Genomic DNA, 18330 nt, shown 5'->3' on the forward strand with positions numbered 1-18330 from the left:
TAAAACCGAGTCAAGAATTTGATTTAAAGTGCGGTTAAAAATAATGAATTTTTTTTAAAAATCACTGTCCAAAGGCCGAATTTAATCTCTATTAACAACCAAAAGGAAACATTTATGGATCTCAACAGCATTTTAAATCAAGTTTTAGATGTGGCTAAAAACTCTGCAAGCAAACTTGAAACCGGCAACCAAACAATCGACTCTCTCACCAAAGTAGGCGGTGGTGCAGCATTAGGCGGTATTTTATCAATGATTTTAGGCCGTAGCGGCGGTGCAAGCTTAGCAAAATTAGGCTCACTTGCCGTTTTAGGTAACCTTGCTTACCAAGCGTACCAAAACTATCAAAAATCCCAACAAAATAGCCAACTAAACATTTCAGAAAATGCATTTGATGTATTAAATTCATCAAGCCATGTCGATGCGGGTGAATTAATTTTACGTACTATGATCGCCGCAGCGGCAGCAGACGGTGAAATCACTGAAGATGAAAAACAAACTATCGCAAATGAAGCAGGCAACAACCCTGAATTAGCGCAATGGCTTGAACAAGAAATTCAAAATCCAATTTCTATCAACGAGATTGCACGTCTTGTAGGTAACGATACTGCACTTGCAAGTAATGTGTACTTAGCAGCTCGCTTAGTAAGCAAAGATTTATCTCGCAAAGAAATCATTTTCTTAGCAGATTTAGCTCAAGCGTTAGGTTTAGATGATGCGCTTGTTGAACAATTAGAAAAACAAGCAGGCTTCTAATTTTGTGTAGAAAACATCGCGTTTTCTGACCGCACTTCTTATCAAAAAACACGATAATCTTAGTTATCGTGTTTTTTTCATTTGTTTTTTCGCGAAAACCTAACCAAAGGCGAAAAATTCCGCTACAATGCTGAACTTCAATATTCATAAAATTATTTAATAATCATAAAAACGGGAAGCAACATGACAGGCGCACAACTCATTATCGAATGTTTAAAAGCGCACGGTGTAACCGATCTTTTCGGCTACCCAGGCGGGGCAATCATGCCAACCTATGATGCCATCTATGACTCAGGTCTTGACCATCTCCTTTGTCGTAATGAACAAGGTGCCGCGATAGCCGCAATTGGTTATGCTCGCTCCACAGGCAAAGTCGGCGTTTGTGTCGCAACGTCAGGCCCTGGTGCCACCAATTTAATTACCGGTTTAGGCGATGCCTTTGCTGATTCTGTGCCAATCGTGGCATTTACTGGCCAAGTCGCCGCCCCTCTTATCGGTACCGATGCTTTCCAAGAAGCCGATGTTTTAGGCTTATCCCTAGCTTGTACCAAACACAGCTACATTGTGCAATCCATCGAAGAACTCCCCGAAATTATTGCCTCTGCTTTTCAAATTGCACAAAGTGGCAGACCTGGTCCAGTTCTCATCGATGTGCCTCGCAACATCCAAGTGAGCGATGTACCTGAACATATCAAACCTATTGTCAAACCTATCGTAAAACCAACCGCACTTTCAGAATTAAAATTAGCTGAAGCAAAAGCATTATTGGCACAAGCTAAAAAACCAGTGCTTTATGTAGGTGGTGGTGTAGGTATGGCAAAAGCCACACAGGCGGTCAAAAAATTCCTACAAATCACCAAAATGCCATCCGTTTCAACATTAAAAGGTTTAGGTTCAATTGACCCAACCGATCCCGTTTATATGGGCATGATTGGTATGCATGGCACAAGAGCCGCAAATGTTGCCGTACAAGAATGTGATTTATTGTTAGTATGCGGTGCACGTTTTGATGACCGTGTGACCGGTAAATTAGACAGTTTTGCACCACACGCGAAGGTGATTCATTGTGATATTGATGCAGCAGAAATCAACAAACTTCGTGTGGCAAATGTTGCCCTTCAAGGAGATTTAATTCAAGCTTTAGAGGCTTTAAGTATCCCTCTTGCAATTGACGATTGGCGAGCACACATTCAAGCATTGAAAGCCAAACTCGATTTCACTTATATCGACAATGCAGGCAACCGACCTATTGACCCTTGGTCGTTGCTCAACACGCTTTCTCAGCGTAAACCACAAAATGCGGTGATTTGTACCGATGTGGGCCAACATCAAATGTGGTCTGCGCAACATATGCGCCATTTCGCACCAGAAAACTATATTACCTCCGCGGGCTTCGGCACCATGGGATTTGGTTTACCTGCAGCAGTGGGTGCGAAAAAAGCACGCCCTCATGATGAAGTGATTTTAGTGACAGGTGATGGTTCATTGATGATGAACATTCAAGAATTAGGTTCAATCAAACGCGGCAAATTACCGGTAAAAATTTTGCTGTTAGATAACCAACGTCTTGGTATGGTGCGTCAATGGCAAGACCTTTTCTGGAACAAACGCCGTTCAGAAACCATTTTAGAAGATAACCCTGATTTCGTGATGCTGGCGAAAGCCTTTGATATTCCAGCTGAACGCATTGAGCGTGCTGATGAGGTGGATGAAGCACTTAATCGCTTATTAAATAGCGAAACCGCTTATTTACTACAAGTATGCATTCCTCCGGAGGAATGCGTATGGCCATTAGTCCCACCAGGTGCGTGTAATGCTGATATGTTGGAGGAAATTTAAGATGAATCACTATACTTTTGAATTGACTGCTCAACATCGTCCAGAGGTTTTAGAACGCATATTACGCGTTATTCGTTTACGTGGCTTTACTGTGACTAATATGGATATGGCATTGGTAGAAACTAAAGTTCAGATAAAAATCACTGTAAAATCTGACCGCACTTTTGATCTGTTGGTTAATCAGTTAGCAAAATTGCCGGATGTGCTGGAGATAAAATAATGAAAAATATACGTTTGTTATTGGAATTACTTATTACTTTCGTACTATTTGGATGCACTTCATTACAAGATAAAGAACTATCTTCTCAAAAAGAAGTAATACACTCTTTCTTTATAGCAGAAGACAACATTTATGCTATAGGGCAACTTAATAGTTATCACTTTGCCGGTTCAAAATATAGTGAAACTGGAGATTTAATTCGTATCTTACGATCACCTTATGTAAAAAACATATCATCTGTGAAAATTCATTCTATCGCTAAAAATGTTGAAAAAAACAAAGTGAAAGCTACATTAACACTATATTTTAATGATAAAGAGCTTACTCAAAAGCAATCTAATGAGCTCTATGGACAAAATTATCACAATATGCAGGAGCATAATATATTTTTTAGAATGGAAGATGGTGAAATTGTTGATATTAAAAACAAAAATGAGATTTTGAAAAAAGCTAAATTGATTAAACCTTTAGAAACTAAGTACTTAGAATATCGTCAAGAAAAAAGATTCAGTGCTGAAGCAACAGAGGATAACGTTACAGTAGCTGGACGAGCATCAGCGGCAATGATTATTTTTGTACCGTTAGCAATTATCTCATTACCTTTTTATGCAATTCAGTCTTTATCTGGAAAATAAAAACAAACCCTAAAAATTTACTTGGAGAGATTATTTATGCCAAAACTACGTTCAGCGACCAGTACACAAGGTCGTAATATGGCGGGTGCACGTGCCTTATGGCGTGCAACAGGGATGAAAGAAAATGACTTTGGTAAACCGATTATTGCGGTGGTGAACTCATTCACCCAATTTGTACCAGGGCATGTTCATTTAAAAGACATGGGTCAACTAGTCGCGGCTGAAATTGAAAAAGCCGGCGGCGTGGCAAAAGAATTTAACACCATCGCAGTAGATGATGGGATCGCGATGGGTCACGGAGGCATGCTTTATTCCTTACCGAGCCGTGATTTAATCGCGGACAGCGTGGAATATATGGTTAATGCTCACTGTGCTGATGCGATGGTGTGTATTTCCAACTGTGACAAAATCACCCCGGGAATGTTGATGGCAGCAATGCGTTTAAACATTCCAACCATATTCGTTTCAGGTGGTCCGATGGAAGCGGGTAAAACCAAACTTTCCGACCAGCTCATCAAATTAGACTTAATTGATGCCATGATCCAAAGCGCTGATGTGAATGTCAGCGACAAAGATGTTGATGCCATTGAGCGCAGTGCTTGCCCTACTTGTGGTTCTTGCTCAGGGATGTTTACTGCTAACTCAATGAACTGCTTAACCGAAGCCTTAGGTTTATCTTTACCTGGCAATGGCTCGATGTTGGCGACCCATGCTGACCGTAAAGAATTATTCTTACAAGCAGGTCGTCAAATTGTTGAACTTTGCAAACGCTATTACGAGCAAGACGATGAAAGCGTATTACCACGTTCAATCGGCATCTTTGAAGCCTTTGAAAATGCAATGAGTTTAGATATTGCGATGGGTGGTTCAAGTAATACCGTTTTACACTTATTAGCGGCTGCTCAAGAAGCGGGTGTAGATTTCAAAATGGCGGATATTGACCGCTTATCACGCGTTGTGCCTTGCTTAAGCAAAATTGCACCAAACACCAATAAATACCACATGGAAGATGTACACCGTGCAGGTGGGATTATGGGATTATTAGGTGAATTAGATCGCGCAGGATTAATCCACCGTAACACCAAAACTGTGTTAGGTATGACTTTAGAAGAGCAATTAAATCAATACGATATCATTCGTAATAAAGATGAAGAACTACACAAATTCTTCCGTGCAGGTCCTGCAGGTATTCGCACCACGCAAGCCTTTTCACAAGATTGCCGTTGGGATAGCGTAGATGATGACCGTGTAGGCGGTTGTATTCGTAATAAAGAAAATGCGATATCTCAAGAAGGCGGCTTAGCTGTATTATTTGGTAACATCGCAAAAGACGGTTGTATAGTAAAAACTGCAGGTGTGGATGAGTCTATCTGGAAATTCACCGGTCGTGCAATCGTATTTGAAAGCCAAGAAGATGCGGTAGCCGGTATTTTAGGTGGCAAAGTGAAAGAAGGCCATGTGGTAGTCATCCGCTATGAAGGTCCAAAAGGTGGCCCTGGTATGCAAGAAATGTTGTATCCAACCAGCTACTTAAAATCCATGGGCTTAGGTAAGAAATGTGCCTTATTAACAGATGGTCGCTTCTCTGGCGGTACATCTGGTTTATCTATCGGTCACGCTTCTCCTGAAGCAGCTTCTGGCGGTGCGATCGGCTTAGTACATGATGATGATATTATCGAAATCGATATTCCAAATCGCGCGATTAATCTCAAAATCAGCGATGAAGAATTAGCAAAACGCCGTACCGAGCAAGATGCCAAAGGCTGGCAACCAGCTAACCGTGAACGTGAAGTGTCTTTTGCATTAAAAGTATTTGGCCACTTCGCCACTTCTGCGGATAAAGGTGCCGTTCGTGATAAAACACTTTTAAAATAGTGTATGATTCTCCCTCTCTTTTATGAGAGGGAGAAATAAAACAAAGAAAAAATTACCCGCACTTCATCATAAACAACAAATATCATGAAAAACCTACTCACCAATCCTCAACCCTCTCAATCGGATTACATTAACGCGATTGTTAAACTTGGCTCCAGAGTATATGAAGCCGCTACTGTAACCCCGCTACAAAAAATGGAAAAATTATCCGAGCGACTACATAATAATATTTGGATTAAGCGTGAAGACCGCCAGCCAGTAAATAGCTTTAAGCTTCGTGGTGCTTATGCAATGATTTCCAGCCTTTCTGATGAACAAAAACAGGCTGGTGTCATTGCTGCTTCCGCGGGTAACCATGCACAAGGTGTTGCTCTATCCGCTAAACAACTTGGCTTAAAAGCATTAATTGTTATGCCACAAAATACACCGAGCATTAAAGTGGATGCCGTTCGTGGTTTTGGTGGTGAAGTGTTGTTACACGGAGCCAATTTTGATGAAGCAAAAGCTAAAGCTATTGAGCTTTCAAAATCTAAACATATGACATTTATTCCGCCGTTTGATCATCCATTGGTTATCGCCGGTCAAGGCACATTGGCGATGGAAATGTTGCAACAAGTTGCCGATTTAGATTATGTCTTTGTGCAAGTCGGAGGCGGTGGTCTCGCCGCTGGCGTAGCCATTTTACTCAAACAATTCATGCCGGAAATCAAAGTCATTGGTGTCGAGTCCAAAGATTCAGCTTGTTTGAATGCCGCCTTAGAAAAAGGAGAACCTACAGATCTAGCACATGTTGGGCTATTTGCCGATGGCGTAGCAGTAAAACGTATTGGTGATGAAACATTCCGTTTATGTCAAAAATATTTAGACGGTATGGTATTAGTAGACAGCGATGAAGTTTGTGCGGCAATGAAAGATTTATTCGAAAACGTGCGTGCTGTTGCTGAGCCATCTGGTGCCTTAGGATTAGCTGGTTTGAAGAAATATGTGAAACAAAACAATCTGGAAGGCAAAAATATGGCGGCAATTCTATCTGGCGCTAACCTTAACTTCCATACATTGCGTTATGTTTCAGAACGTTGTGAAATTGGTGAAAACCGTGAGGCTTTATTGGCGGTAACGATGTCTGAACAACCAGGCAGCTTCTTAAAATTTGCCCATGTCATCGGCAACCGTGCAGTAACAGAATTCAGTTATCGTTATGCAGATAATCAAAAAGCCTGTATTTTCGTTGGTGTGCGCACGGCTAATGAAGCTGAAAAATCGGAAATTATTGCTGATTTAACGAAAAATGGCTTTGATGTAGAAGATATGTCTGATGATGATATTGCGAAAACTCACGTGCGTTATTTAATGGGTGGACGAGTTTCTAGTCATCATGAAAGACTTTATAGCTTTGAATTTCCAGAACAAAAAGGCGCTTTACTTAAATTCTTAGAAATTTTGGGTAAACGTTGGAATATTTCATTATTCCATTATCGTGCGCATGGAGCCGATTACGGTAATATTCTTGCAGCTTTCCAATTAGGCGAAAAAGATAACGCAGAATTTGAAAAAGCTTTAGCTGAACTCGGCTATGTTTATGAAGATGTGAGTGAAAGTAAAGCGTATCGATATTTCTTACGATAAAAAACAAAAAGAGCGGTCAAAATAACCGCTCTTTTTTATTATCATTAACTTATCGTTTTGATTTAACGAGTTTTTCAGTAAGTTCGTAAGCACGAAGTTTCGCTAACTCTTTAGAAAGTTTAGCTACAAGTAAATCATGATCCACATCAACAGCGTGATTCACAATATTTTCTTCCGCTTTACGTTTTGCTTCACGAATACGATCTGCATCTAACTCGCTACCGCGAATTGCAACATCGGCAAGTACCGTTACTACTTTAGGTTGAACTTCTAAGAAGCCACCTGAAACATAGATAACTTCTTCATTGCCATCTTCAAGAGTGAATTTAACAATCCCTGGCTTAATCGCCGTCATCAAAGGGGTGTGGTTTGGTAAAATACCAAGTTCACCTTCCACACCTGTTGCTTGGATTTGTTTCACAGCACCTTCAAAGATTTTTCGCTCTGCGCTGACTATTATTAGGTTAAATGTCGCCATTTTTGTTCTCCTTCAAATGACTTGAAGTGATTACATATTTTTGGCTTTTTCTAGCGCTTCGTCGATTGTACCGACCATGTAGAACGCTTGTTCTGGAATATGGTCGTATTCGCCGTTTAAAATACCTTTAAAGCCGCGGATAGTTTCTTTTAAAGAAACGTATTTACCTGGAGTACCGTTAAATACCTCAGCAACGAAGAACGGTTGTGATAAGAAACGTTCAATTTTACGTGCACGTGCTACCACAAGTTTGTCATCTTCAGATAACTCGTCCATACCAAGAATTGCGATAATATCTTTTAATTCTTTATAACGTTGTAAGATACCTTGTACGCCACGCGCTACATCATAGTGCTCTTGACCAACAACGAGTGGGTCTAATTGACGTGAAGTTGAATCTAATGGGTCAACCGCAGGATAAATACCTAAAGACGCAATTTGACGACTTAATACAACTGTTGAGTCTAAGTGCGCGAAGGTTGTTGCCGGAGATGGGTCAGTTAAGTCATCCGCAGGTACGTATACCGCTTGAACAGAGGTAATAGAACCTGTTTTGGTTGAAGTGATACGCTCTTGTAACACACCCATTTCTTCTGCTAATGTTGGTTGGTAACCTACCGCAGATGGCATACGACCTAATAACGCAGATACTTCAGTACCAGCAAGGGTATAACGGTAGATATTATCCACGAAGAATAAAACATCACGACCTTCGTCACGGAATTTCTCTGCCATAGTTAAACCGGTTAACGCAACACGTAAACGGTTACCTGGTGGCTCATTCATTTGTCCGTAAACTAACGATACTTTATCTAATACGTTAGAATCTTTCATTTCATGATAGAAGTCGTTACCTTCACGAGTACGTTCACCTACACCCGCAAATACGGAGTAACCTGAGTGCTCAATCGCGATATTACGGATTAATTCCATCATGTTAACGGTTTTACCTACACCCGCACCACCGAATAGACCTACTTTACCACCTTTTGCGAATGGACAAATTAAGTCGATAACTTTGATACCAGTTTCTAATAATTCCGTACTGTTAGATTGTTCTTCGTAGCTTGGTGCCGGACGGTGAATAGACCAATTTTCTTCCGCACCAATTTCACCTTGCTCATCGATTGGTTCACCTAATACGTTCATAATACGGCCTAACGTTTTAGTCCCTACTGGAACTTGAATCGGGTTACCCGTATTTTCTACTTTTAAGCCACGTTTTAAGCCGTCAGATGTACCTAATGCGATACAGCGAACTACACCGCCACCTAATTGTTGTTGAACTTCAAGGGTTAAACCTGATTCAACTTTTAATGCATCGTAAACTTTTGGTACTGCATCTTGTGGGAATTCAACGTCAATCACCGCACCGATGATTTGTACAATTTTTCCTGCTGACATTACCGTTCCTCTTTCATTAAATCGCTGCCGCGCCGGCGACGATTTCGTTTAATTCATTTGTAATACTTGCTTGACGGGCTTTATTGTAAACTAATCGCAAGTCATTTATTAAATTACCTGCATTATCAGTTGCCGCTTTCATTGCTACCATTCTAGCAGCTTGCTCGGAAGCAAGGTTATCTACCACAGATTGATACACTTGTGATTCCAAATAACGAGTAAGCAAACTGTCTAATAAGACTTTTGGCTCTGGCTCGTAAAGGTAATCCCAGGTGCTTTGTCTTTGCTCTAAATTATCGGTTTCTAATGCCGGTAATGGTATTAATTGTTGATAAACTGGTTTTTGTGCCATTGTATTAACGAATTTATTGTAGGCAATATAAACTGCATCTACTTCTTCGTCTTTATAGCTACCAAACATACCGTTTGCAACACCAATTAAGTCTTCCATTGTCGGATTATCACCCAAACCGGAAAGTTGTGCACGAACAGGTAATCCTAATGAACGGAAGAAGCTAATGCCTTTTGAGCCAATTAAACCCAATTCAACATTAACACCTTTATCTTTCCATTGTTTGATTTCTGTCATGACGGTTTTAAACAAGTTAATGTTCAAACCACCACACATTCCGCGGTCAGTCGAGACCAATAAGATCCCGACTTTTTTCACTTCGCGTTGAATTAAAAATGGGTGTTTATAACCAACACTTGCTTTAGAGACGTGGCTGATAACATTTCGTATTGTTTCAGAATACGGACGAGAAGCCGACATACGATCCTGCGTTTTACGCATTTTCGAGGTCGCCACCATTTCCATTGCCTTTGTAATTTTTTGTGTACTTTGTACACTGGCAATTTTGGTTTTTATCTCTTTTGCACCTGCCATCTTATTTCTCCGTTACTTTTACCACGCGCTGTTGGCTTTAAAGTTATCCAAAATCGATTTCAATGATGCTTTAACTTCATCATTGTAATTACCGGTTTTGGTCAATTCAGCCATAAACTCACTGTGGTTACGGCGAGCGTAATCTAAAAGTGCGGCTTCAAAACTTGCAATTTTTTGCAATTCCACATCTTCTAAATAGCCAAACTCAACCGCAAAAAGCAACACAGATTGCTCTGCTACGCTAAGCGGTACATATTGTTTTTGTTTCAATAATTCAGTGACTTTTTCACCGTGAGAAAGTTGTTTGCGGGTAGCATCGTCAAGGTCAGATGCGAACTGAGCAAACGCCGCTAATTCACGATATTGAGCTAATGCGGTACGGATACCACCAGCTAATTTTTTCACTACTTTAGTTTGTGCAGAACCACCCACACGAGATACCGAAATACCAGGGTTTACCGCTGGACGAATACCAGAGTTAAATAAGTTAGATTCTAAGAAAATCTGACCATCGGTAATCGAAATTACGTTGGTTGGAACGAATGCTGAAACATCACCTGCTTGAGTTTCAATAATTGGAAGAGCGGTTAAAGAACCTGTTTTTCCTTTTACTGCACCTTGAGTGAATTTTTCTACGTATTCTTCATTTACACGTGCTGCACGTTCAAGTAAACGTGAGTGTAGATAGAATACGTCACCTGGATAGGCTTCACGACCTGGTGGACGACGTAATAATAATGAAATTTGACGATAAGCAACAGCTTGTTTTGATAAGTCATCGTAAACGATTAACGCATCTTCACCGCGATCACGGAAATATTCACCCATTGCACAACCAGCATAAGGCGCTAAATATTGTAACGCTGCTGATTCAGATGCTGATGCCGCAACAACGATAGTGTTTTCAAGCGCACCGTGCTCTTCTAATTTACGTACTACGTTTGCAATAGTCGAAGCTTTTTGACCGATCGCTACATAGATACATTTAATACCTGAATCGCGTTGGTTAATGATTGCGTCGATTGCTAATGCTGTTTTACCCGTTTGACGGTCACCGATGATTAACTCACGTTGACCACGACCGATTGGAACCATGGAGTCAACCGCTTTATAACCAGTTTGTACAGGCTGATCAACAGATTTACGATCGATAACACCTGGTGCAATAACTTCAACAGGAGAGAAACCATCGTTTTCAATTTCACCTTTACCATCGATTGGTTGACCAAGTGTATTTACCACACGACCTAATAAACCACGACCAACTGGTACTTCAAGAATACGGCCAGTACATTGTACTTCCATACCTTCCGCTAAATCTGCGTAAGGACCCATTACTACCGCACCAACAGAATCACGTTCAAGGTTAAGTGCCATTGCGTAACGGTTGCCTGGTAAGGCGATCATTTCGCCTTGCATCACATCGCTTAAGCCATGAATACGAATAATCCCGTCACTTACAGAAACAATTGTCCCTGTATTACGGGCTTCGCTCACCACGTCAAATTGAGCGATGCGTTTTTTAATCAATTCACTAATTTCAGTTGAATTTAGTTGCATCTTGTATTCCTCTTATAATTGCAACTCATTTGCGAGACGAGCAAGTTGTCCACGACTACTTCCGTCAATCACAAAATCTTCTGTACGAATCACTACACCGGCAATCAGTGAGCTATCTACATTGCAATTTAATTTCACTTTGCGAGCTAATCTTTTTTCCATTGCAGCTGCAATTTTTTCGATTTGTGTTGCATTCAATGGTTGTGCAGAAGTTACTTCAACCTCTGCAATAGCTTGATGTTCTTCCACATAATGTTTAAATTCTTCAAACACGGTAGGAATCGCACTCAAACGCTTATTTTCAGCCATTAACCGAATAAGATTTTGCCCATATTGATCCAATTGTTCGCCACAAATAGAAATTACTGTATCAGCTAATTTCTGTGCAGAAAGAGAACTACTTAAGTAAGCTTTTACCGTTTCATCTTCAGCTACGGCTGCAGCAAAACCTAACATTTCAGTCCATTTTTCAACCGCACTTTGTTCAATGGCAAAGTCGAATGCAGCTTTTGCATAAGGGCGAGCTATTGTAGTTAATTCTGACATAAGCTAAGCCTCTTATAACTCTGCAACTAATTTATCAATAATGTCATTGTTTGCCGCTTCATCAATAGAACGACCCACAATTTTCTCAGCACCCGCTACTGCTAATGAAGCAACTTTAACACGTAATTCTTCTTGAACACGTTTACGTTCTGCTTCTACTTCAGCATAACCTTGAGCAATAATTTTTGCTTTTAGTTCTTCAGCTTCTGCCTTCACTTCGTCTAACACTTCATTGCGACGTTTATTCGCAGCATCTAAAATTTCTTGAGCTTGTACTTTTGCAGATAAAAGTTCTTGTTCAACAAGATTTTTAGTATCTGCTTGCTCTTTTTTCGCTGCTTCAGCTGACGCTAAGGCGTTCGCAATTTGGCTTTGACGTGTTTCAATCGCATTAATAATTGGTGGCCAAACAAACTTCATACAGAACCACACGAAAAGTGCGAATGCAATAAGTTGACCAATCAATGTTGCATTTAAATTCACAACGTCCTCCTTACTATGCTTGTTTTACGTTGATAAGCAAATAAGGTGATTAGTGTAATAAACCGATGAATGGGTTTGCGAAAATGAAAAGTAATGAAATACCAACAGCAATCATTGCAATCGCATCCAAAAGACCAGCCACGATAAACATTTTAGTTTGTAGGCTAGATGCTAATTCAGGTTGACGAGCAGATGATTCTAAGAATTTACCACCTAAGATCGCAAAGCCGATTGCAGTACCTAATGCAGCAAATGCAAGAAGAATTGATGCACCAATGATTGTCGCTGTAATTACAGTTTCCATAATGTTCTCCAATAGATAGAAGTTAAGTTTAGCCCTAGAGCCGGTTAATAAAAAAATTAATGTTCTGCTTTGTTATAAGCAATACTTAAATAAACCACCGTTAACATCATAAAGATGAATGCTTGTAACGTAATAACCAAAATATGGAAAATAGCCCAAGCTAGGTGTAATGGGATTCCCAATGCTGCAATGGCCACATTTGCAGAGTACATCACAGCGATAAGAATAAAGATTAATTCCCCTGCATACATGTTACCGAAAAGACGGAAAGCAAGAGAAATAGGTTTAGCTAATAAAGTTACGGTTTCAAGAATAAAGTTTACAGGAATAAACGCCCAATGATTAAAAGGGTGGAGTGTATATTCTTTAACTAAACCACCAAAACCTTTTGATTTAATTGTATAGAAAAGAATGAGGAAGAATACACAGATTGACATACCTAATGTTGCACTGATGTCTGCTGTTGGTACTGCTCTTAAATAATGAATACCAAAAAGACCGGCAAATTGAGGAAGAAAATCAACTGGGATCAAGTCGATAGCATTCATAATGAATACCCAGCAGAAAATGGTTAAAGCAATTGGTGCGACCACATTACGCGGACCATGAAAGTTTTCTTTCACAATGCCATCAACCCAACCTACAACAATTTCAACCAAACATTGCATTTTGCCTGGTACGCCTGTCGTAGCATTTTTTGCAACACGAGAAAAGATAAACAAGAAAATCACTGCGGATACAATTGAGAAAAAAAGCGTATCGAAGTGAACGTTCCAGAAACCATCACCTGTCTTCAAGAAAGACAAGTGGTGACTAATATATTCGGAAGTTGTTTGTCCAGACATAGTCAACCCTTTGTAGAAAAATTAAGATCTATTTAACAAAAACGGAATAACATTATTCAACGCTAATGCTGTAAAAAAACCAACAAAAAACAAAATAAAATGAGAGATAGCAAGCCATTTAAAGGACACCCCCACAAGCACAATCGTTAGTATAAACTTTAACGCTTCACCACGATAAAATGCTGTTAATTTTGTTGAAAAATCTTGTTTGCGAAAAAAAACAATATAAGCAAAAGCACAAAATGGTACAAAAGCACTGATAAATCCTAAACTAAAATCTACCGCACTTTCACCTTGCCAAATTGCAAGGAATCCCCCAAAAACAACAAGACAAACCGACTCAACAATTATCGCCTTTTGATATCGATTTTTAGCCCGTGTTAAAACCTTAGACATTATCTTATTTTTTTAAAATACAAAAACTGTCTAATTATACCCGTGCTACAAAGAGTTTCAACTTTTAAACCACTAAAAAATGTTAAACAAATCACACTTTTAAAAAAATATTCACAAAATCATCACAAAAAAAGTGTGTTTTATCGTAAAACGATTAAATGTCGTTCACCTACAAGCTCAGGGACATGTAAAGTTATCACGTCTTTTACTTCGAATTTTTTGTCTAATTCTTGAACTTCATCTTCGTGATAAATGCCTTTCAAAGCATAAAAATACCCATTTTCTTTTGGCAAATGATGACACCAATCTGTCATATCTTTTAACGAAGCAAATGCACGACTTAGTACACCGTCGAATTTTTGTTCAGGTTGGTATTCCTCAACGCGGCTAAGAACAGGTTCTACATTTGTTAGTCCTAACTCACGTACTGCATTTCGAATAAAGCTAATACGCTTACCTAAACTATCTAACAAGACAAATTGCTTGGTAGGATTAATAATGGCTAGAGGCAGACCTGGCAAGCCTGGACCGGTTCCTACATCAATAAAACGATCCCCTTGTAAATAAGGACTAACAACAATACTATCCAAGATATGTTTCACTAACATTTCCTGTGGATCACGCACAGAGGTTAAGTTATAGGCTTTATTCCATTTATTGAGTAATTGCACTAACTGGATAAGTTGATCTTTTTGTCGATCTGTTAATTGAATTTCAGCTTGAGTCAGTAAATTTTCGAGTTTTGCTTTCATTTTTCTATCTATCTTGTCTGTTTGTCGTCATTCTACTTGAAAATACCTACCTTGAAACATTATTTCTTCTGGCTTGCTAAAATATTCCCTAAATTTGTTTCCAACCAATCCACTAACTCAAACATCTTATTAGAAGCCTCTGTTCCAAATTCTGTTAATGTGTAATCCACTTGCGGTGGCACGGTATTATAGGATTTACGGATTAACATACCATCAGCCTCCAATTCCTGCAGGGTTTTAGTCAACATACGCTCGCTTACGCCATCAATAGCACGGCGAAGTTCACTAAAACGCTTGGTGCCAGAATGTAAACTCACTAACACTAATGCGCCCCAACGACTGGTTAAATGTTGCAAAATTTGGCGAGAAGGGCAATCTGAAGCCAGTACGTTCCCACGATTTAAATTTTTTTCCATTTTTAATTCCTTAAAAATCAACAATTTGAAAATTATTTTTAAAAAATTACAAAACTTACGTTTATGTAAGTACTTCTCAAAAGTAAGTATTAAAATATAATACGCCACATCAAGCGAACAATCAAATGTTCAAACATCATTTCAACTTAACGAGAAAGAAAACATCATGACAACTAAAACTATCGCAATTACTGGTGCAACAGGTCAATTTGGCGCAATCGCATTAGACTTATTAAAAGCAAAACAAGCAAACGTTCTTGCGCTTGTACGCTCTCCAGAAAAAATTTTAGGTGTAGAAGCTCGCAAATTTGATTATTCAAAAACAGAAGGACAAGTAGAAGCATTACAAGGCGTAGATACATTAATTTTAGTATCAAGTAATGAAATCGGTCAGCGTTTTGTACAACACAACAACGTAATTGAATCAGCGAAAAAAGCGGGTGTGAAACATATTATCTATACCAGTTTACTCGGCGCGACCAACAATAATACTGTAAAATCCCTTGCCGGTGAGCACGTTGAAACTGAAGCAGCATTAAAAGCTTCGGGTATTACTTACACTATTTTACGCAATGGTTGGTACACCGAAAACTACACAGCTTCAATTCCGGCAGCATTAGCAAACAATGCTTTCTACGGTTCAGCAAAAAACGGTAAAATTTCGTCTGTACTTCGTGCAGAACTTGCTGAAGCAGCAGTAAACGTCGCATTAAGTGAAGGTCATGAAAACCAAACTTACGAACTTGCCGGATCAACCAGCTGGACATTAGCCGACCTTGCAGCAGAAATCAGCAAACAAACAGGTAAAGATATCCCTTACGTGGATATTCCTGCAGCAGATTATGCCGCAGCACTTGTACAAGCAGGATTAGATGAAGGATTTGCAGGCTTAATTGCACAATGGGATGTAGATGCATCAAACGGTGCATTATTCTCAGAAGACAAAACCCTTGAGAAATTGCTTGGTCGTCCAACAGCAGGATTGGATGTAGCAGTGAAACAAGCTCTCGCCCATTAATAATGGTTCTTTAAATTTAATCATAAAAAAGTGCGGTTAGTTTTAACCGCACTTTTCATTTTTAAACATTATTCGCCGCGTTTCAACATACCTTGTTTTTTCAAATTCACCAGAATAATTGAAATTGCCGCAGGAGTTATACCTGAAATTCGGCTGGCTTGACCAATTGAAACTGGACGATGTTGTTCCAACTTCGCACGTACTTCATTAGATAAACCAGACACTTTACTGTAATCAAAGTTAGCCGGGATAGCTGTATTTTCGTGGCGTTTTTGTTTTTCAATTTCTTCTTGTTGATGCTCAATATAGCCTTGATACTTAATGGCAATTTCCACTTGTTCTACGGCTTCTCGGTCTTCCATTGCCGGTTTGTATGGAGTTAAAGAAGTCAAAATATCGTAAGTTATTTCCGGACGGCGTAATAAATCTTCACCGTTGGCTTCACGCACAAGTGGGCTGCCAAGCACTTTATTGGCTTCTTCTAAATATTCAGAACGCGGATGCAACCAAATGCTGCGTAAGCGTTGACGTTCCTGTTCAATATTTTCCATTTTTTGATTAAAGCGTGCCCAGCGAGCCTCATCAATCAAACCTAATTCATGGGCAATTGGCGTTAAACGGATGTCCGCATTGTCTTCACGTAATAACAAACGGTATTCCGCACGAGAAGTAAATACACGATACGGTTCTTTGGTACCAAGCGTGCAAAGATCATCCACTAATACACCAGTATAAGATTGATCGCGACGTGGATACCATGCCTCTTTCTCTTGCACGTAAAGACCTGCATTAATCCCCGCCAATAAGCCTTGTGCCGCCGCTTCTTCATAACCGGTTGTACCGTTAATTTGACCCGCAAAGAATAAACCTGAAATTGATTTAGTTTCTAACGTTGGTTTTAAGTCACGTGGATCAAAATAATCGTATTCAATGGCATAACCTGGTTTAATAATGCGAGCTTTTTCCAAACCTTTCATAGAATTCACTATGCCCATTTGTACGTCAAACGGCAAACTAGTAGAGATCCCGTTTGGATACACTTCATTACTGGTTAAGCCTTCTGGTTCCAAATAGATTTGATGTGAATTACGATCCGCAAAACGCATCACTTTATCTTCAATGGATGGACAATAACGTGGACCGATTCCTTCAATCACACCGGTATACATTGGACTGCGATCCAAGTTATTACGGATCACTTCATGAGTTTGTTCATTAGTGTGTGTAATATAACAAGGAATTTGTTGAGGGTGATCTGACACAGATCCCATAAAAGAAAATACCGGTAATACGGCATCACCATGTTGTTTAGCCAATATATCGAAATTGATCGTGCGTGCATCAATACGCGGTGGGGTACCGGTTTTTAAACGATCTACACGTAAATTCAGATCACGTAAACGATGAGAAAGTGTAACAGCTGCCGGATCACCAGCTCGGCCACCTTCATAATGTTCTAAACCTATATGGATCTTACCCGCTAAGAAAGTACCGGCAGTTAAAATGACCGATTTAGCACGGAATTTAAGTCCCATTTTGGTTTCCACACCACAAACACGATCTTGCTCAATTAAAATATCCGTTACTTCTTGTTGAAAAATATCTAAATTTGGTTGATTTTCTAGTGCGATGCGTACGGCTTGACGATATAACACGCGGTCAGCTTGAGCTCGGGTTGCACGTACAGCAGGCCCTTTACTGCTGTTTAAAGTACGAAATTGAATCCCCGCCTTATCTGCAGCATGCGCCATTAACCCGCCCATGGCATCTACTTCTTTCACTAAATGGCCTTTACCAATACCACCAATAGCGGGGTTACATGACATTTGTCCAAGGGTATCAACATTATGTGTCAATAATAGGGTTTTTAATCCCATGCGTGCCGGAGCCAATGCGGCTTCTGTACCGGCATGACCGCCACCCACAACGATCACATCATAATTTTCGGTGTAAAACATATCTCTCTCTTCGTCTTCAATTTGATCTTCGATCTAAAAATAGGCGCTATTCTACTGAAAATTACGTGTGCTTGAAAGCAAGAATTCAATCTGTGATTAGATAAGATCGAGAGGTAATAAAGATAAGATCTATTTATATATAAAGATCTTATTATTGTTACTATTAGGATCCTTTTACTTTGTGAATAAGATCCTTTTCCTTTTTTAAATGAAGAAGTTAGATCGTTTTAGACTGTGTTGAAATGTCGTCAGTTTGAAGGCTTTTTCTTGTGGATAACCTTTAATTTTATCCACAGTTAAAACAATCATCATATTTACTCAGTGGAAAAGAACAAG

Annotated in this window: 19 protein-coding genes; 7 read left to right on the forward strand and 12 right to left on the reverse strand. The window is 39.6% G+C overall.

Annotation, left to right across the window (positions count from 1 at the left end):
* Positions 1 to 114 precede the first annotated feature (114 nt).
* From AC979_RS08050 to ilvA, 6 genes are all read left to right on the forward strand, one after another.
* On the forward strand, positions 115 to 753 hold the full coding sequence (locus AC979_RS08050; protein ID WP_049373771.1) for a tellurite resistance TerB family protein: 639 nt from the start codon (positions 115 to 117) through the stop codon (positions 751 to 753).
* Between the two features lie 183 nt (positions 754 to 936).
* Complete coding sequence (gene ilvG, locus AC979_RS08055; protein WP_049373772.1) at positions 937 to 2592, forward strand: acetolactate synthase 2 catalytic subunit; 1656 nt, start codon at positions 937 to 939, stop codon at positions 2590 to 2592.
* Position 2593: 1 nt separating this feature from the next.
* Positions 2594 to 2812: an acetolactate synthase 2 small subunit gene (gene ilvM, locus AC979_RS08060; RefSeq protein WP_049373773.1), complete on the forward strand. Its 219-nt coding sequence runs from the start codon at positions 2594 to 2596 to the stop codon at positions 2810 to 2812.
* Entirely contained in the window at positions 2812 to 3447 is a 636-nt protein-coding gene (locus AC979_RS08065) for a hypothetical protein (protein ID WP_049365104.1), read from the forward strand. Before ilvM ends, AC979_RS08065 begins: the two co-directional genes overlap by 1 nt.
* 36 nt (positions 3448 to 3483) lie before the next feature.
* Positions 3484 to 5322 (forward strand): dihydroxy-acid dehydratase, encoded by a 1839-nt coding sequence (gene ilvD / locus AC979_RS08070; protein ID WP_049373774.1) that lies wholly within the window; start codon positions 3484 to 3486, stop codon positions 5320 to 5322.
* Between the two features lie 84 nt (positions 5323 to 5406).
* Complete coding sequence (ilvA, locus tag AC979_RS08075; RefSeq protein WP_049370022.1) at positions 5407 to 6948, forward strand: threonine ammonia-lyase, biosynthetic; 1542 nt, start codon at positions 5407 to 5409, stop codon at positions 6946 to 6948.
* 49 nt (positions 6949 to 6997) lie between these two features.
* Here the strand turns inward: ilvA and AC979_RS08080 are convergent, their stop codons facing one another.
* The 11 genes from AC979_RS08080 to AC979_RS08130 form a co-directional block, all read right to left on the reverse strand.
* A complete protein-coding gene (locus AC979_RS08080; RefSeq protein WP_005699104.1) occupies positions 6998 to 7426 on the reverse strand; it encodes a F0F1 ATP synthase subunit epsilon in 429 nt (142 codons plus the stop codon).
* A 30-nt stretch (positions 7427 to 7456) separates the two neighbouring features.
* A complete protein-coding gene (gene atpD, locus AC979_RS08085) occupies positions 7457 to 8830 on the reverse strand; it encodes a F0F1 ATP synthase subunit beta (RefSeq protein WP_005694944.1) in 1374 nt (457 codons plus the stop codon).
* Between the two features lie 16 nt (positions 8831 to 8846).
* Positions 8847 to 9716, reverse strand: coding sequence for a F0F1 ATP synthase subunit gamma (gene atpG, locus AC979_RS08090; RefSeq protein WP_049373775.1), 870 nt, complete (start codon positions 9714 to 9716; stop codon positions 8847 to 8849).
* Positions 9717 to 9734: 18 nt separating this feature from the next.
* Positions 9735 to 11276, reverse strand: a complete 1542-nt coding sequence (atpA, locus tag AC979_RS08095; RefSeq protein WP_049365101.1) for a F0F1 ATP synthase subunit alpha — start codon at positions 11274 to 11276, stop codon at positions 9735 to 9737.
* 12 nt (positions 11277 to 11288) lie between these two features.
* On the reverse strand, positions 11289 to 11822 hold the full coding sequence (gene atpH, locus AC979_RS08100; RefSeq protein WP_014064468.1) for a F0F1 ATP synthase subunit delta: 534 nt from the start codon (positions 11820 to 11822) through the stop codon (positions 11289 to 11291).
* 12 nt (positions 11823 to 11834) lie between these two features.
* Positions 11835 to 12305: a F0F1 ATP synthase subunit B gene (atpF, locus tag AC979_RS08105; RefSeq protein WP_005699161.1), complete on the reverse strand. Its 471-nt coding sequence runs from the start codon at positions 12303 to 12305 to the stop codon at positions 11835 to 11837.
* A 49-nt stretch (positions 12306 to 12354) separates the two neighbouring features.
* A complete protein-coding gene (atpE, locus tag AC979_RS08110; RefSeq protein ID WP_005629249.1) occupies positions 12355 to 12609 on the reverse strand; it encodes a F0F1 ATP synthase subunit C in 255 nt (84 codons plus the stop codon).
* Positions 12610 to 12665: 56 nt separating this feature from the next.
* On the reverse strand, positions 12666 to 13454 hold the full coding sequence (gene atpB, locus AC979_RS08115; protein WP_014064469.1) for a F0F1 ATP synthase subunit A: 789 nt from the start codon (positions 13452 to 13454) through the stop codon (positions 12666 to 12668).
* Positions 13455 to 13475: 21 nt separating this feature from the next.
* Complete coding sequence (locus AC979_RS08120) at positions 13476 to 13850, reverse strand: ATP synthase subunit I (protein WP_049373776.1); 375 nt, start codon at positions 13848 to 13850, stop codon at positions 13476 to 13478.
* 140 nt (positions 13851 to 13990) lie between these two features.
* Complete coding sequence (gene rsmG, locus AC979_RS08125; RefSeq protein WP_049373777.1) at positions 13991 to 14602, reverse strand: 16S rRNA (guanine(527)-N(7))-methyltransferase RsmG; 612 nt, start codon at positions 14600 to 14602, stop codon at positions 13991 to 13993.
* Between the two features lie 59 nt (positions 14603 to 14661).
* On the reverse strand, positions 14662 to 15018 hold the full coding sequence (locus AC979_RS08130; protein WP_049373778.1) for a winged helix-turn-helix transcriptional regulator: 357 nt from the start codon (positions 15016 to 15018) through the stop codon (positions 14662 to 14664).
* 166 nt (positions 15019 to 15184) lie between these two features.
* On the opposite strand from AC979_RS08130, the gene AC979_RS08135 reads away from it, so the two are divergent.
* The gene (locus AC979_RS08135; protein ID WP_049373779.1) at positions 15185 to 16036 is read left to right on the forward strand and encodes an SDR family oxidoreductase; all 852 of its coding nucleotides are present in this window, start codon (positions 15185 to 15187) and stop codon (positions 16034 to 16036) included.
* A 68-nt stretch (positions 16037 to 16104) separates the two neighbouring features.
* Here AC979_RS08135 and mnmG read toward each other — a convergent pair whose 3' ends face one another.
* The gene (mnmG, locus tag AC979_RS08140; RefSeq protein ID WP_049373780.1) at positions 16105 to 17994 is read right to left on the reverse strand and encodes a tRNA uridine-5-carboxymethylaminomethyl(34) synthesis enzyme MnmG; all 1890 of its coding nucleotides are present in this window, start codon (positions 17992 to 17994) and stop codon (positions 16105 to 16107) included.
* Positions 17995 to 18330: the final 336 nt, after the last annotated feature.

It is taken from the genome of Parahaemophilus parainfluenzae (genome assembly GCF_001053575.1).
GTDB classification, from domain to species: domain Bacteria; phylum Pseudomonadota; class Gammaproteobacteria; order Enterobacterales; family Pasteurellaceae; genus Haemophilus_D; species Haemophilus_D parainfluenzae_S.